Origin of the sequence: Streptomyces sp. SD31, assembly GCF_052068475.1 — a bacterium.
Classification (GTDB): Bacteria; Actinomycetota; Actinomycetes; order Streptomycetales; family Streptomycetaceae; genus Streptomyces.
In genome coordinates this window covers 175,203-189,054 of the sequence record NZ_JBQHCX010000021.1, presented here as the reverse complement: position 1 = coordinate 189,054, position 13,852 = coordinate 175,203, and the positions used below count along the sequence as shown (strand labels likewise).

Here is a 13,852-nt window from a genome sequence, read left to right as displayed (position 1 = left end):
GCCGTCCGTGGCTGGTCGCGCCCACGCGGCGGTAGCCGCAAATCGATAACGCCCCGCGCCCTTGACGGGGCGCTCCCCCTCACCTTCGTAAAAAAGGAACCCAGCATGCGCAAGTCATCCATCCGCCGTACCTGCGCGGCCCTCGCCGCCGTCACCTCGCTCGCCCTCGCCGCCACCGCCTGCGGCGGCACCACCAAGGAGGACGTCAAGAGCGAGGGCGCCTCCGCCGCCACCGGCGGTTCCGCCAACCCGAACGCCGAGCTGAAGAAGGGCCTGACCGTCGGCTTCCTGCCCAAGCAGGTCAACAACCCCTACTTCACCTCCGCCGACAAGGGCGGCGAGGAGGCCCTGAAGGAGCTGGGCTCCAGCTACAAGGAGGTCGGTCCGTCCAGCGCCACCGACACCGCCGGCCAGGTCTCCTACGTCAACACGCTCACCCAGCAGCAGGTCGACGCGATGGCGGTCTCCGCGCAGGACCCGGGCGCCCTGTGCACCGCGCTCAAGCAGGCCATGAAGAACGGCATCAAGGTCGTCACCTACGACTCCGACACCACCGCCGACTGCCGCAACGCCTTCGTCTCGCAGGCCTCCGCCGAGGACCTCGGCCGCACCGAGGTGCAGCTGCTCGCCGAGCAGATCGACTACAAGGGCGAGATCGCGATCCTGTCCGCGGCCCAGACCGCGACGAACCAGAACATCTGGATCGACTTCATGAAGGACGAGCTGAAGGACCCCAAGTACAAGGACATCAAGCTCGTCAAGGTCGCCTACGGTGACGACGACGCCCAGAAGTCCTTCCAGCAGACCCAGGGCCTGCTCCAGGAGTACCCGAACCTGAAGGGGATCATCTCCCCGACCACCGTCGGCATCAAGGCCGCCGCCCAGTACCTGTCGGGCTCCAAGTACAAGGGCAAGGTCAAGCTGACCGGCCTCGGCACCCCGAACGACATGCGCAAGTACGTCAAGAACGGCACCGTCGACGCCTTCGAGCTGTGGGACCCGGCGAAGCTCGGCGACCTGGCCGCCCGCACCGCCGTCGCCCTGGTCTCCGGCCAGATCACCGGCAAGGAGGGCGAGACCTTCAAGGCCGGCGGCACCACGTACACCATCGGCAAGGACGGCGTGATCAGTCTCGGCAAGCCCACCGTCTTCGACGCCAAGAACATCGACCAGTTCAACTTCTGACATCCGGAGGGTTGTTGATGCAGCGCGTGTGCTTCCTGCTGAAGGTCAGGGCGGACCGCCTCGACGAGTACCGTGAGCGGCATGCCGCCGTGTGGCCCGAGATGCTCGACGCATTGAAGGCCACCGGTTGGCACAACTACTCGCTCTTCCTGCGCGAGGACGGCCTGCTCGTCGGCTATCTGGAGACCGAGGACTTCGCGGCCGCCGTGGCCGGTATGGAAGCCACCGACGTCAACGCCCGCTGGCAGGCGGAGATGGCGCCGTTCTTCGAGTCGCTGGACGGCGCCCGGCCCGACGAGGCCATGAAACCGCTCACGGAAGTGTTCCACCTGGCCTGAGCCCTGAGTGTTCCCCTTCCCCCGCACCTCGCCGACAATGGAGTCCCCCGAGATGAAGAGACGTACGCTGCTGGGCGCCGCCCTCGCCGGAGCCGTCATGACCCCCGCCCTCGCCTCCGGCACCGCGCGTGCCGCCGACCCCGGCCCGTCCCTCACCCTGACCGGCACCACCACCCTCGACACGCGGGCCATCTTCTTCGTGTCGTACGACGGCCTGGTCAACAACAACTCCTTCCAGAAGAACGGCCTGCTGACCTACAAGGGCTACCAGTACGCCGTCTGGTACACCGCCGACCGCAACGCCGTGGTCGGCCGCCGCGTGCTCGGCTCCAGCACCTGGTCCACGGTCAAGGTCGGCCACACCCTGCGCTACAACGACTCCCACAACGTCATCTCGATGGGCGTCTCCAAGATCGACGGACGCCTCCACCTCAACATGGACTCGCACAGCGACGGCTTCACCTACGTCAAGTCGGTCGCCGGGCTCATGGACAATCCCGCCGGCCTGAGCTGGACCGCGAGCCGCTTCGGCGCCCCCCAGTCCACCCTGGACGGTCTCGCCCTCACCTCGCAGTTCACCTACCCGCAGTTCATATCGACCCCCGAGGGCAAGCTCCAGCTCAGCTACCGGGTGGCCATCTCCGGCAACGGCCGCAACGCGCTGGCGGAATACGACGGTTCGACCTGGACCAACCTCGGCGAGTGGAGCAGCTCCACCGGCACGTACACCAGCGAGCACGGCTCCTCGACGGCCCGCAACATGTACCTGCACGGCATCGACTACGACAAGAACGGCCGACTGCACTCCTTCTTCACCTGGCGCGAGCAGAACGGCGCCGTGATGTGCTCCAGCGGCGGCATCACCAACCACGACACCGGCTACGTCTACTCCGACGACCGCGGCCGCACCTGGCGCAACAACGCCGGCACCGTCGTCGGCACCACCGGCGGCTCCAACAAGGTCGCCGTCACCGACAGCGGCCTGGTGATCGACGCGCTCAACCCGGACCACTCCCTGATGAACCAGGAGAGCCAGTTCACCGACTCCGCGGGCCTGCCGCACGCGATCATCAGCTACGTCCCCGGCCGCTTCGGCCAGTGCACGACGAACTACGTCACCGACCGCACCGCGGGCGGCCGCGCCTTCCACGTCCGCAAGAACTCCTCCGGCACCTGGCAGAAGACCGAGATCCCGGTCCCGCTCAACTCCAGCCAGCGCACCAAGCTGATCCTGGACAAGTACGACAACGCGTACGCGATCTTCCCGTTCTGCCGGATCGCCGGGGCCTCCAAGGCGTCCGGTTACACGGACTGGTCGGTCCTGTACGACGGCGTCACGGCCGGGCTGAACGCCTTCGGGGAGGTCGTCATCGACGAGACGCGCATCGCGCAGGACAACTTCCTGTCGATCATGTACCAGGAGAAGTCCAGCGGTACGACGCCCTCGGCGCTGCGCAACCTCAATTTCCGCCTGCCTGCCTGACCAGAGCCGTTGTGGGCGGCTTGACGGTAATGTGCCTTCCCGCCGCCCCACGTCTTGCCGAGTCTCACTGGAGGTCCCTGCCCGATGGCCCAGTCGGTGGGTATCAAGGACGTCGCCCGTGCCGCCGGAGTCTCCGTCGGCACGGTCTCGAACGTCATCAACCGTCCGGACACGGTCGCGACCGAGACCCGGGCGCGGGTGCAGTCCGCGATAGACCGGCTGGGCTATGTCCGCAGCGAGTCCGCGCGCCAGCTGCGCGCGGGCCGCAGCCGGATCATGGGGCTGCTCGTCCTCGACATGGGCAACCCCTTCTTCGTCGACGTGGCGCGCGGCGCCGAGCGGGCCGCGCGCGAGTCGGGGCTCGGCGTGATGGTCTGCAACAGCGCGCAGAGCGCGAGCGAGGAGGCCGAGTACCTGTCCCTCTTCGCCGAACAGCGGGTGCGCGGCGTCCTGCTGACCCCCGCCGACGCCACCGGCCGCAACATCGAGGCGTTCCGGCGCCACAACATCCCCTTCGTCCTCGTCGACCGCGTCGCCGAGGGCACCACCGAGTGCTCGGTCTCCGTCGACGACGTCGCCGGCGGCGCCCTCGCCGTACGCCATCTCGTCGACGCCGGACACCGCTCCATCGCCTACGTCAGCGGCCCGCCCGGCCTCAACCAGGTCCGCGACCGCCGCACCGGCGCCCTGAACGCGCTCGCCGAGGCCGGCCTCGGCCCCGAGCGCCTGCGCGAGCTGCCCACCGAGCGGCTCGACGTCGCCGCGGGCCGCGACGCCGGCGCACGCCTGCTCGGCCTCGCCGACCGCCCGACCGCCGTCTTCTGCGCCAACGACCTGCTCGCCCTGGGCGTCCTCCAGGCCATGTACGCGGCCGGCATAAAGGTCCCCGACGACCTCGCGATCGTCGGCTACGACGACATCGAGTTCGCGGCCGCCGCGGCCGTCCCCCTCACCTCCGTACGGCAGCCCGCGGTCACCATGGGCACGCTCGCGGCGGAGATGCTGCTGGAGGAGACGGAGGAGGAGACCGCGACGAAGAGGCACGAGCACCGGCGGGTCGTCCTGCAGCCGGAGCTGGTGGTCCGGCGATCCAGTCTCTCGGCCCGCTGATCCGTCGTTCAGTACGATTTCATGATCCAGGGGCTCGGTCGGCGGACGAACATGTGCTGAACTGGGACGCGGCCCGAAAACCCTCCGTCCCGGGAGCCCTGTTGACCGTCAGCTACCGCCAGCCCGGCGTCGTCCTCACCGACCGCCACTTCACCGTGCCCCTCGACCACGACGCCCCGAAGGGCGAGACGATCGAGCTCTATGCCCGTGAGGTCGTCGCCGGCGACAAGGCGCACCAGGACCTGCCCTGGCTGCTCTACCTCCAGGGCGGCCCCGGCTTCGGCGCGAACCGCTTCGTCGGCAAGGGCGCCTGGCTGGGCCGCGCGCTCAAGGAGTACCGCGTCCTGCTCCTCGACCAGCGCGGCACCGGCCACTCCACCCCCGCCAACCGTCAGACGCTCCCGCTGCGCGGCGGCCCCGCCCAACAGGCCGACTACCTCACGCACTTCCGCGCCGACTCCATCGTCCGCGACTGCGAGGCGATCCGCCGTGAGGTGACCGGCGGCGCCCCCTGGACCGTCCTCGGCCAGAGCTTCGGCGGCTTCTGCACGGTCAACTACCTCTCCACCGCCCCCGAGGGCCTGACCGCCGCCGTCATCACCGGCGGTCTGCCCTCCCTCGACGCGCACGCCGACGACGTCTACCGCGCGGCCTACCCGCGCATCGAACGCAAGGTCGCCGCGCACTACGCCCGCTACCCGCAGGACGTCGAACGCGCCCGCCGTATCGCCGACCACCTCCTCGCGCACGACGTGGTCCTGCCGAACGGCTACCGCCTCACCGCCGAGGCCTTCCAGTCCCTCGGCATCGTCCTCGGCGGCAGCGAGGGCAGCCACCGCCTGCACTACCTCCTCGAAGAGGCCTTCGTGCGCACCCCGCAGGGCCCGGCCCTCTCGGACGCCTTCCAGGAGGAGGTCCAGGGCCTGCTGTCGTACGCGAGCCACCCGCTGTACGCCCTGGTCCACGAGGCGATCTACGGCCAGGACACCCGCCCCACCGCCTGGTCCGCCGAGCGCGTCCGCGCGGAGTTCGCGCAGTTCGACGCGGCCAAGACCCTCGCGGGGGACGGGCCGCTGCTGTTCACCGGCGAGACCATCCACCCCTGGATGTTCGACTGCGACCCGGCGCTGCGCCCGCTGCGCGAGACCGCCGAACTCCTCGCCGCCCGCACCGACTGGAAGCCTCTCTACGACTCCACGCGCCTCGCCGCCAACGAGGTGCCGGTCGCGGCGGCCGTCTACCACGACGACATGTACGTCGACACCGCCCACTCCCTCGCCACCGCCCGTGCGATCCGGGGCTTGCGCACCTGGGTCACCGACGAGTTCGAGCACGACGGCGTACGGGCCGGCGGCCCCCGCGTCCTGGACCGGCTGCTCGCGCTCACCCGTGACGAAGCGTGATGTCGGTGTGACGGGTTAGTGTGCGGGCATGACCGAGCCGACGATCACTCAGCTGAAGCCCATGCCCGACGACTGGCAGCGCGCGCTCGCCGTCGTCGCGCACCCGGACGACCTCGAGTACGGCTGCTCGGCGGCGATCGCCGCCTGGACGGACGGAGGCCGCGAGGTGGCGTACGTCCTGGCGACCCGCGGTGAGGCCGGCATCGACACGCTGGAACCCGCGAAGTGCGGCCCGCTGCGGGAACGCGAGCAGCGGGCCAGCGCGGCGGTGGTGGGCGTGTCGGCGGTGGAGTTCCTCGACCACAAGGACGGCGTGATCGAGTACGGCACCGCCCTGCGCCGCGACATCGCCGCCGCGATCCGCCGGCACCGACCCGAGCTGGTGATCACGCTCAACCACCGGGACACCTGGGGCGGCGTCGCCTGGAACACCCCGGACCATGTGGCGGTCGGCCGCGCCACGCTGGACGCGGCCGGCGACGCCGGTAACCGGTGGATCTTTCCGGAGCTCGTCGAGCAGGGCCTCGAGCCCTGGAACGGCGTGCGCTGGGTCGCCGTCGCGGGCTCCAGCACGCCCACGCACGCGGTGGACGCCTCGGCCGGCCTGGAGCGTGCGGTGCGCTCGCTGCTCGAACACCGCGCCTACATCGAGGCGTTGACGACGCAGGACCCGGAGACGTACGCCCGCGGCTTCCTCACCTCGCACGCGGAGACGACAGGGGAGCGGTTCGGCGGGAAGCCGGCCGTGGCCTTCGAGCTGTTCAGCCGGTAGACGCGCTCGATCGAAGGACGAAACGGGGGGAATATGAACGACACGGACCTGCTGGCGCGCCGCTTCGAGGAGCACCGGGGCCATCTCAAGGCGGTCGCCTACCGCATGCTCGGCTCGATGGCCGAGGCGGAGGACGCCGTCCAGGAGGCCTGGCTGAAGCTGAGCCGCAGCGACGCGGACGACATCGAGAACCTGGGCGGCTGGCTGACCACCGTGGTCGGCCGGGTCTGCCTGGACATGCTCCGGTCGCGCACGCGGCGCCACGAGGAGCCCCTGGACGACACCTTCGTCCCGGACCCCGTGATCAGACCGCTGTCGACGATCGACCCGGAACAGGAGGTGCTCCAGGCCGACTCGGTGGGCCTGGCCCTGCTGGTCGTGCTGGAGACACTGGACCCGGCCGAGCGGATCGCGTTCGTACTGCACGACATGTTCGCCGTGCCCTTCGACGACATCGCACCGATCGTGGAACGCACCTCGGCCGCCACCCGCCAGCTGGCCAGCCGCGCCCGGCGCCGGGTGAAGGGCGCCACACCGTCGACCGAGCCGGATCTCGGCAGACAGCGGCAGGTCCTCGACGCCTTCATGGCGGCCTCCCGCGCGGGGGACTTCGAGGCACTGCTCGCGGTCCTCGACCCCGACGTGGTGCTGCGCGCCGACTCCGGGCCGCTGGTCCGCGGTGTCGCGGCGTCCAAGGTGGTGCGCGGCGCGAAGTCGGTGGCCGAACAGGCGCTGCTGTTCCGGCAGTTCGCCCAGCACACACAGCTCGCGCTCGTGCTCGTCAACGGCACGCTCGGGGTCCTCAACGCCCCCGAAGGGAAGCCGCAGTCGGTCATGGGGGTCACCATCGCCGACGGCCGCATCACGGAGATGTACATCCTGGCCGACCCCGAGCGCCTCGGGCGCCTGGACCTCACCGGTCTTGAGGCCTGACGCTCAGGCGGCCACGGCCAGCGCGCCGACCGTACGGTGCGGGCTCACCACCCGCCCGTCCGGGAGGAGTTCACCGGTGTCGTCGAAGACGATGGTGCCGTTGCACAGCAGGCTCCAGCCCTGCTCGGGGTGGGCCGACACGATCACGGCGGCGTGATGGTCAGGGCTGTCGGCGGTCGGGCACGGGGGCTGGTGGCTGCACATGACGTATCGCCTCGACTCTCTTCGATGCGGTGGTGCTCCTGCTTCCGTCGGCTCGTCTCTCAGTGGTAGCCGAGCTTGTTTTCCGTTGGATGAGAAGACCCCCACAGCCCCGGAAACTCGTCGGTGAGTTTTCGTTCCGTATGCTGAATGTCATGCAAGATCAGACCGTCGACCGGGCGGACCTGCACGGCGACTGCGCACGGTGCTTCGGGCTGTGCTGCGTCGCCCTGCCCTTCGCCGCCTCCGCCGACTTCGCGGTCGACAAGGCGGCCGGAACGCCCTGCAAGAACCTCCAGGACGACCACCGCTGCGGCATCCACAGCCGGCTCCGCACCAAGGGCTTCACCGGCTGCACGGTCTACGACTGCTTCGGCGCCGGTCAGAAGGTCTCGCAGGTGACCTTCGCCGGGAAGGACTGGCGTGCGGCCTCCCGCGAGCACGCCCGGCGGATGTTCGACGTCTTCCCGGTCGTCCGCCAGCTCCACGAACTGCTCTGGTACCTGACCGAGGCCCTCACCCTGCCCGCCGCCCGCCCCCTCCACACCGAACTGCGGGAACTCCTGAAGGCGACCGAGCAGCTCACCCGCCGGACGCCGGAGGAATTGGGCGCGCTGGACGTGGCCGCTCACCGGCAGGAGGTCAATGTGCTCCTGCTGAAGGCCAGTGAGCTGGCGCGAGCGGGCGTCCGCGGCCGCAAGAAGGACCGCCGGGGCGCGGATCTGATGGGCGCCCGTCTCAAGGGCGCCGACCTGCGCGGCGCGAATCTGCGCGGCGCCTACCTCATAGCCGCCGACCTCACCGGCGCCGACCTGCGCGGGGCGGACCTCATCGGTGCCGACCTGCGCGACACCGACCTCACGGACGCCGATCTGACCGGCGCGTTCTTTCTGACCCAGCCCCAGCTGAACGCGGCCCGGGGCAGCGCGGGCACGCGGTTGCCCGCCTCAGTCAGTCGCCCGGTGCACTGGACAACGCAGCTCTGAGGGCGCGTCCTCGACGGCCCCGGACGACGGAACCGGAGGGCCGGCCGCCCGCCGCTCCAGGCGCAGCCGCAACCCCTCCGGCATCAGCGTCAGCCGCTCCGTCACTCGCAGCCGATAGCCCGGGTCGCTCCTGAACTCGTACCGGCGCAGCAGCAGTCCCAGCACCAGCGTGGCCTCGTGCAGCGCGAACTGGCGCCCGATGCAGGCCCGCGCCCCCGTCCCGAACGGCTTGAACGTGTGCGGCGGACGCGTCCGTACGGCCTTCGGGTCGAAGCGATCCGGATCGAACCGCTCGGCGTCCGCGCCCCAGGCCTCGGGATCGCGGTGCAGCATCGCCGTGAGCACCAGCGCCCACGCACCGCGCCGCATCGGATGGACCCCGCCGAGCACCGTGTCCTCGCGCGCCTCCCGGGCGAAGGCCGGCGCCGTCGGCCACAGCCGCAGCGACTCGTCGAGCACCCGGCGCACATACCGCAGCTTCGCCACCTGGTCGTAGCCGGGCACCGCCGTGTCGCCCCAGACGCGGTCCACCTCGGCACGGGCGCGCTCGGCGACGTCGGGGTGCCGGGAGAGATAGTGCAGGGCGAAGGAGAGCGCGCCCGAGGTGGTCTCGTGGCCGGCCACCAGGAAGGTGATCACCTGGCGGCGGACGTTGCGTGCGGAGAGCCGTTCGCCCGTCTCCGGGTGGGCCGTCTCCAGCATCCGGTCCAGCAGATCCCCGTCCCCGGGCCCGCTCGCCGTACGGGCGCGGACCAGGTCGTCGACCGTGCGGTTGAGGGACGCGATGTCGGCCTCGTTGCGACGCGCCGCACGCCGCAGCAGGAACGGCGTCGGCACGGTGTTCAGCCGCTGCGCGTAGGTGAGGGTGCCGACCATCGCCGTCACGAAGGGATGCGGACGGGCCCGTTCGAAGGAGCCGAAGTCGTGCCCGAACCCGGTGCGCGCGATGGTCTCCAGGGTCAGCTTGGTCATGTCGCCGGGCACGTCCACCGCCCGGCCCGCAGCCGCCTGGCGGTCCCAGTGGTCCATGAGCCGGTCGGCCACGGCCAGCATCATCGGGTGGTAGCCCGCCATGGCCTCCCGGCTGAACCCCGGCGCCAGGACGTCGTGCGCCAGCTGCCAGTTCCGCTCGTGGTTGTACGCCGTGAACAGACCGTCTCCGACGACCGGCCGCAGATTGGCTATGCCGAGCCCCACATGCTTGGCGAAGCGCGACTCGTCCGCCATGTCGGCCACGAGTCCGGCTCCCCAGACGAACACGAACTCCCTGTGGAACGCCCTGCGCCGGAAGATCGGCCCCAACTCCCGTGCGTACCGCAGCGAGTCCTGCAGCGGCGTACGCCGACTGGCGCCGAGCACGTCGCCGAGCAGCGGGAGCCGGTGCGGCGGATGCGGGATGCGGGACAGCTCCGGCCAGCCCTGCTCGGCGCTGCGGAATCCCTTGGGGAGTCCGGTCCCGGTCACTGTCCCGGTCACTGTCTCCGCCATGACGTGATCTCCCTTGAGCCAGCGGCAGGTTGAGCTCGTTGTACGTGGGTTCAATAACGCGCTCAGTCTGGTCCCACCGTTGAATCCACGTCAAGTAAAGTGCGGTCATGGCCGCGAACGAGGGCGAGCGCACCCGCCGCCGGCTCAGCACCGGGGAACGCCGTGAGCAGCTTCTCGCGGTCGGGGCGCGGCTGTTCTCGGAGAGTCCGTACGACGACGTGTGGATCGAGCAGGTCGCCGAGATCGCCGGAGTCTCGCGCGGGCTGCTCTACCACTACTTCCCCAACAAGCGGGACTTCTTCGCGGCCGTCGTCGAGCGGGAGAGCGAGCGCATGCTGCGGATGACGGCCGCCGTGCCCGGAGTCCCGGTGCGCGAGCAGCTCGCTGCGGGCCTCGACACGTATCTGGAGTACGTCGAGGCGCACGCGCACGGATTCCGCGCCTTCCATCGTGCCGACGCGGCCGGTGACCAGGCCGTGCGCAAGGTCTACCAACAGGCCCTGGCCGCGCAGGAGAAGCAGATCCTCGCGGCGATGGCGGCCGACCCCGAGTTCGGCCCGGTCTTCGGGAAGCGGCCCGATGTCGGGCTCGCCGTGCGGGGCTGGCTGGCGTTCACCACCGCCGTCTGCCTGGAGTGGCTGCGCGGCTCGGACCTCTCCCGGGAGCAGGTGCGCGACCTGTGCGCCCGGGCCCTGTTGGGCGTCATCACGCCCTGAGGGGCGCGTACACCAGCAAAGAGATGGCACAGGATCGGTGGGGCTGGTTGGCGTGCGGCCCGATCTTCTGTAGCTTAGGCAAGGCTTACCTAAGGAGGTCTGGGATGGGTGACAGTCAAGCGTGGACGGCCGCGCCTTCCGCGGCGGAGCGGGCCCGGTCGGTGCTCGCCGCCGCGTGGTCCTGCGCGGTGACCGCGGAGGGCAGTCGCGACGAACTCGTCGGCGCGCACACCGTGGCCGAGGACGGCCGCGTCCTGCTCGACGTGCCGGAGGACAGCGTGCTCGTCGCGGCGGCGATCTGCGCCCCCCGCGGAGAGCCCGCCGCCGTCCTGGAGTTCGCCGACGTCGCCCCCGTACCCGTACGCAAACGGATTCGCGCCCGGCTCTGGCTGTCCGGCTGGTTCACCCCAGAGGAGGGCAAACTGGCGTTCCAGCCTATGCGGGCGGTGCTGCGGCAGCCGTCCGGTGCCGTGGTCGTCGACCTCGACGAGTTCGCCGCCGCCACGCCGGACCCGCTGGCCGCCGCCGAGGCCCGGCTGCTCACCCACCTCGCCGACTGCCACCCGGACGCCGTCGAGCGGCTCACCCGTCTCGTCGACTCCGACAGTCTGCACGGTGCCGTCCGCGTCCAGCCCCTCGCGGTCGACCGGCACGGGCTGACGCTGCGCATCGAACGCGCCCGCGCCCAGGCCGACGTACGGCTGCCGTTCCACCGGCCCGCCGACGACGTCGCACAGCTCACCGAACGCATGCACATCCTGCTGTCCCAGGCCAGTGCCGCCTCCTGCCCGCGCGCCCTACAGCGGCAGCGCACAGACGGCGACGGGTGACGCGAACGGCTCGCCGGCGAGCCGCAGTTCACCGCTGTCCTCGTCGACGTGGAAGACGCTGACGGTGCTCGACCGCTGGTTCGCCGCGAACAGCAGCGAGCCGTCCGGCGAGAGGGCGATCTGTCGCGGGAAGTCCCCGGACACCGGCACCGTGTCGAGCAGCCTGAGCCGGGCGCCGTCCGCCTCCACCGCGTAGCGCGCGAGGCTGTTGTGGCCCCGGTTGGCGAGATAGGCGTAGCGGCCGTTCGGCGTCACCACGATCTGCGCCGGGTAGCTCGTGCCCGAGCCCGTGCCCGTGGACTGCTCCTTGCCGACGGTCAGCCGGCCCGTGCCGGGGTCGTAGGTGCACACCGCGAGGGTGTTGCCGACCTCGTTGGCCAGGTACGCGTACCGGCCGCCCGGGTGGAAGGTGAGATGACGCGGGCCCGCGCCCGGCTCGGTCTGCGCCCGCGCCACCTCGGTGAGCGTGCCCGCCTTCTGGTCGAGGCGATAGGTGTACACGGTGTCCGTGCCGAGGTCCACGGCGAGCACATGGCCGCCGTCGGGGCTCGTGATGAACTGGTGGGCGTGCGGGCCCTCCTGGCCGGGGCCGGGCGGCGGACTGGAGTGCGTGACCAGCTCGGTGCGCTCGCCGAGCGCACCCGAGGCGTCGATCGGGTGCACGGCGACGCTGCCCGTGCCGTAGTTGGCGCTCAGCAGCCAGCGGCCGCTCGGATGCACCGACAGATGGCACGGCGCGGCCCCGCCGGTGCTCCGGCTCCCCAGGACCTTGCGGTCGGCGAGACGGACGGCGGTCACGGCACCGTCCTCGCGCTCGTTGACCGCGTACAGCGTCCGACCGTTCGGGTGCGGTGCCAGATATGACGGGTCGCCGATCCCGGTGATCGTTCCGGCGCCGGTGACCTGGCCCGTCACCGGGTCGTACGTGGCGACGCCGATGCCTGTGCCGCCGCTCTCGACGGAGGTGTAGGTGCCGAGGTGGAGGGGGCGCGGGCCGGATGGCTCGCGGCTCTCGGTCTGGGCGCTCGGGCGGGTCCCGGGAGTGCCCGGAGTGGTCGCCCCGGGGGCCGCCGTGCCGGCCGTGTCCGCCGGGGCCGGCGCGTCGTCGCACGCCGTGGCCGCCGGGAGCGTCACGCCGGCGGCCGATCCAGCGAGGGTTCCGACGAATCGGCGCCTGCTCAGCCCACCACTGCCCATGTCCACACCTCAGGTCGTCGGTCGTCGTGGTCGCGACAGCCACCTTGGCGTGGATCACCCATCGAGCGCAAGAAGAGCAACGGTCGTTGCGTATGCTGCAATTCAGGGGTGTGCTGTGCGTGCGCTTCGGGTCTCCTACCAGTCCCCGTCCTGCACCGGCTTGCCCTGCGCGTCCTTGAGCGGCGTCACCTGGCCCGGCGAGGGCGCCTGCCAGGGCTCGTGGTCGTCACCGAGCCAGTCGCCGACCGGCTTCACCGATCCCAGCGTGTCCGTGGGGGCGAGATCCTCGGCGTCCTGGTCGTAGTAGTCGAACCACGGCAGCCCCGCCCGTGTGTACGCCGCCCGGTCCACCGGCGACGGCGGGGGAGCCTCACCGGTGATGCGACGCCACTCCGGGGGCGTCACCAGATGGACGAAGACCCGGCCTGCGGGGCCCTCGGACCAGTCCGACAGTGGCCGGTCGTCCTCGTAGACCTCCTGGCGCATCGAACCGCCGACGCCCAGGCCCATCGCCGCGGCGGCCCGGCGCGCGGGACCGGCCGGAGCGGCCGCGGGCGCCGGAACGCCGCCCTGCGGGGCGGCCGCCGCCATGGGCATGGCGGCACCGAAGCCCCCATACGCGGGCATCGCCCGCGCCTGCTCCGCCCGGCGCCGCTCCTCCTCCCGCCACCTCGCCAGCTGGGGCTCCTTCAGCGCGAAGGACTGCAGCTGTACGCCGCCCCAGACCTCCTCGCCGGTGACCTGCCCCTCGACGGTCGCGCCCAGCCCCAGCGGCACGGCCACGAACTGGCGGACCGTGCCCTTCCCGGAGTTGATGCCGTCCAGCCAGGGCTGGCGGGGCAGCACGACGTAGTTCTGCGGCTTGCGGGACAGCCGGTCGCTCCACGGCTTCCCCGAGACCGCGCACACCTTGCCCACCCCGACCTGGAGCGCGGCCGGCTCGGTCGTGCCCCCGAAGCTCAGCCACATCGCCTCGCGCAGATACACCGGCAGCATCACACCGCCGCGCTGCCGCCATGCCTCGGGAACGCGGTCCGCGCAGTCCGCCACCCGCCGGACCGGGAACTCGCCGAGCCCCGGCGGCAGCGGGTGCGTGCCCGACTCGGGCAGCCGCAGCGTACGGATGAACCGCACCACCACCCCGCCCGGCAGCCGCAACGTGTTCCCGTCGATCCGCACGGTGGTGTCGGTCATCGGACAGCTCCCCCAG

General features: G+C 71.2%; 14 protein-coding genes. 10 read left to right on the top strand and 4 right to left on the bottom strand.

The window, feature by feature from the left end; translation table 11 throughout:
- The first annotated feature begins 105 nt into the window (after nucleotides 1-105).
- From rhaS to sigJ, 7 genes are all read left to right on the top strand, one after another.
- Complete coding sequence (gene rhaS / locus ACTMVF_RS36565) at nucleotides 106-1,185, top strand: rhamnose ABC transporter substrate-binding protein (RefSeq protein ID WP_441275368.1); 1,080 nt, start codon at nucleotides 106-108, stop codon at nucleotides 1,183-1,185.
- Between the two features lie 17 nt (nucleotides 1,186-1,202).
- Nucleotides 1,203-1,523: an L-rhamnose mutarotase gene (locus tag ACTMVF_RS36560; RefSeq protein WP_441275367.1), complete on the top strand. Its 321-nt coding sequence runs from the start codon at nucleotides 1,203-1,205 to the stop codon at nucleotides 1,521-1,523.
- Nucleotides 1,524-1,575: 52 nt separating this feature from the next.
- On the top strand, nucleotides 1,576-3,006 hold the full coding sequence (locus ACTMVF_RS36555) for a BNR repeat-containing protein (RefSeq protein ID WP_441275366.1): 1,431 nt from the start codon (nucleotides 1,576-1,578) through the stop codon (nucleotides 3,004-3,006).
- 84 nt (nucleotides 3,007-3,090) lie between these two features.
- A complete protein-coding gene (locus tag ACTMVF_RS36550) occupies nucleotides 3,091-4,116 on the top strand; it encodes a LacI family DNA-binding transcriptional regulator (protein WP_441275365.1) in 1,026 nt (341 codons plus the stop codon).
- 101 nt (nucleotides 4,117-4,217) lie between these two features.
- The gene (locus tag ACTMVF_RS36545) at nucleotides 4,218-5,519 is read left to right on the top strand and encodes an alpha/beta fold hydrolase (protein ID WP_441275364.1); all 1,302 of its coding nucleotides are present in this window, start codon (nucleotides 4,218-4,220) and stop codon (nucleotides 5,517-5,519) included.
- A 28-nt stretch (nucleotides 5,520-5,547) separates the two neighbouring features.
- A complete protein-coding gene (locus tag ACTMVF_RS36540) occupies nucleotides 5,548-6,291 on the top strand; it encodes a PIG-L deacetylase family protein (RefSeq protein ID WP_441275363.1) in 744 nt (247 codons plus the stop codon).
- Nucleotides 6,292-6,324: 33 nt separating this feature from the next.
- The gene (gene sigJ, locus ACTMVF_RS36535; RefSeq protein ID WP_441275362.1) at nucleotides 6,325-7,224 is read left to right on the top strand and encodes an RNA polymerase sigma factor SigJ; all 900 of its coding nucleotides are present in this window, start codon (nucleotides 6,325-6,327) and stop codon (nucleotides 7,222-7,224) included.
- 3 nt (nucleotides 7,225-7,227) lie between these two features.
- On the opposite strand, the gene ACTMVF_RS36530 is transcribed toward sigJ, so the two are convergent.
- Nucleotides 7,228-7,428 carry a DUF5999 family protein gene (locus ACTMVF_RS36530; protein WP_441275361.1) on the bottom strand — a complete coding sequence of 67 codons (201 nt, stop codon included), beginning with the start codon at nucleotides 7,426-7,428 and terminating at the stop codon, nucleotides 7,228-7,230.
- Nucleotides 7,429-7,568: 140 nt separating this feature from the next.
- On the opposite strand from ACTMVF_RS36530, the gene ACTMVF_RS36525 reads away from it, so the two are divergent.
- Nucleotides 7,569-8,411 (top strand): pentapeptide repeat-containing protein, encoded by an 843-nt coding sequence (locus tag ACTMVF_RS36525; protein ID WP_441275360.1) that lies wholly within the window; start codon nucleotides 7,569-7,571, stop codon nucleotides 8,409-8,411.
- On the opposite strand, the gene ACTMVF_RS36520 is transcribed toward ACTMVF_RS36525, so the two are convergent.
- On the bottom strand, nucleotides 8,373-9,899 hold the full coding sequence (locus ACTMVF_RS36520; protein WP_441275359.1) for a cytochrome P450: 1,527 nt from the start codon (nucleotides 9,897-9,899) through the stop codon (nucleotides 8,373-8,375). The two genes, ACTMVF_RS36525 and ACTMVF_RS36520, sit on opposite strands and share 39 nt — an antisense overlap.
- 107 nt (nucleotides 9,900-10,006) lie before the next feature.
- On the opposite strand from ACTMVF_RS36520, the gene ACTMVF_RS36515 reads away from it, so the two are divergent.
- Complete coding sequence (locus tag ACTMVF_RS36515; protein WP_441275358.1) at nucleotides 10,007-10,615, top strand: TetR/AcrR family transcriptional regulator; 609 nt, start codon at nucleotides 10,007-10,009, stop codon at nucleotides 10,613-10,615.
- A gap of 104 nt (nucleotides 10,616-10,719) precedes the next feature.
- Nucleotides 10,720-11,445 (top strand): DUF2470 domain-containing protein, encoded by a 726-nt coding sequence (locus ACTMVF_RS36510; RefSeq protein WP_441275357.1) that lies wholly within the window; start codon nucleotides 10,720-10,722, stop codon nucleotides 11,443-11,445.
- Here ACTMVF_RS36510 and ACTMVF_RS36505 read toward each other — a convergent pair.
- Both ACTMVF_RS36505 and ACTMVF_RS36500 read right to left on the bottom strand, forming a co-directional pair.
- Nucleotides 11,413-12,642, bottom strand: coding sequence for a beta-propeller fold lactonase family protein (locus ACTMVF_RS36505; RefSeq protein ID WP_441275356.1), 1,230 nt, complete (start codon nucleotides 12,640-12,642; stop codon nucleotides 11,413-11,415). The two genes, ACTMVF_RS36510 and ACTMVF_RS36505, sit on opposite strands and share 33 nt — an antisense overlap.
- Nucleotides 12,643-12,777: 135 nt before the next feature.
- Nucleotides 12,778-13,836: a hypothetical protein gene (locus tag ACTMVF_RS36500; RefSeq protein ID WP_441275355.1), complete on the bottom strand. Its 1,059-nt coding sequence runs from the start codon at nucleotides 13,834-13,836 to the stop codon at nucleotides 12,778-12,780.
- Nucleotides 13,837-13,852 lie beyond the last annotated feature (16 nt).

What these genes read in the sequence shown, in the direction of transcription:
- rhaS (WP_441275368.1), top strand. Translation starts at nt 106, where the DNA reads ATGCGCAAGTCATCCATCCGCCGTACCTGCGCGGCCCTCGCCGCCGTC.
- ACTMVF_RS36560 (WP_441275367.1), top strand. Translation starts at nt 1,203, where the DNA reads ATGCAGCGCGTGTGCTTCCTGCTGAAGGTCAGGGCGGACCGCCTCGAC.
- ACTMVF_RS36555 (WP_441275366.1), top strand. Translation starts at nt 1,576, where the DNA reads ATGAAGAGACGTACGCTGCTGGGCGCCGCCCTCGCCGGAGCCGTCATG.
- ACTMVF_RS36550 (WP_441275365.1), top strand. Translation starts at nt 3,091, where the DNA reads ATGGCCCAGTCGGTGGGTATCAAGGACGTCGCCCGTGCCGCCGGAGTC.
- ACTMVF_RS36540 (WP_441275363.1), top strand. Translation starts at nt 5,548, where the DNA reads ATGACCGAGCCGACGATCACTCAGCTGAAGCCCATGCCCGACGACTGG.
- sigJ (WP_441275362.1), top strand. Translation starts at nt 6,325, where the DNA reads ATGAACGACACGGACCTGCTGGCGCGCCGCTTCGAGGAGCACCGGGGC.
- ACTMVF_RS36530 (WP_441275361.1), bottom strand. Translation starts at nt 7,428, where the DNA reads ATGTGCAGCCACCAGCCCCCGTGCCCGACCGCCGACAGCCCTGACCAT.
- ACTMVF_RS36525 (WP_441275360.1), top strand. Translation starts at nt 7,569, where the DNA reads ATGCTGAATGTCATGCAAGATCAGACCGTCGACCGGGCGGACCTGCAC.
- ACTMVF_RS36520 (WP_441275359.1), bottom strand. Translation starts at nt 9,899, where the DNA reads ATGGCGGAGACAGTGACCGGGACAGTGACCGGGACCGGACTCCCCAAG.
- ACTMVF_RS36515 (WP_441275358.1), top strand. Translation starts at nt 10,007, where the DNA reads ATGGCCGCGAACGAGGGCGAGCGCACCCGCCGCCGGCTCAGCACCGGG.
- ACTMVF_RS36510 (WP_441275357.1), top strand. Translation starts at nt 10,720, where the DNA reads ATGGGTGACAGTCAAGCGTGGACGGCCGCGCCTTCCGCGGCGGAGCGG.
- ACTMVF_RS36505 (WP_441275356.1), bottom strand. Translation starts at nt 12,642, where the DNA reads ATGGGCAGTGGTGGGCTGAGCAGGCGCCGATTCGTCGGAACCCTCGCT.
- ACTMVF_RS36500 (WP_441275355.1), bottom strand. Translation starts at nt 13,836, where the DNA reads ATGACCGACACCACCGTGCGGATCGACGGGAACACGTTGCGGCTGCCG.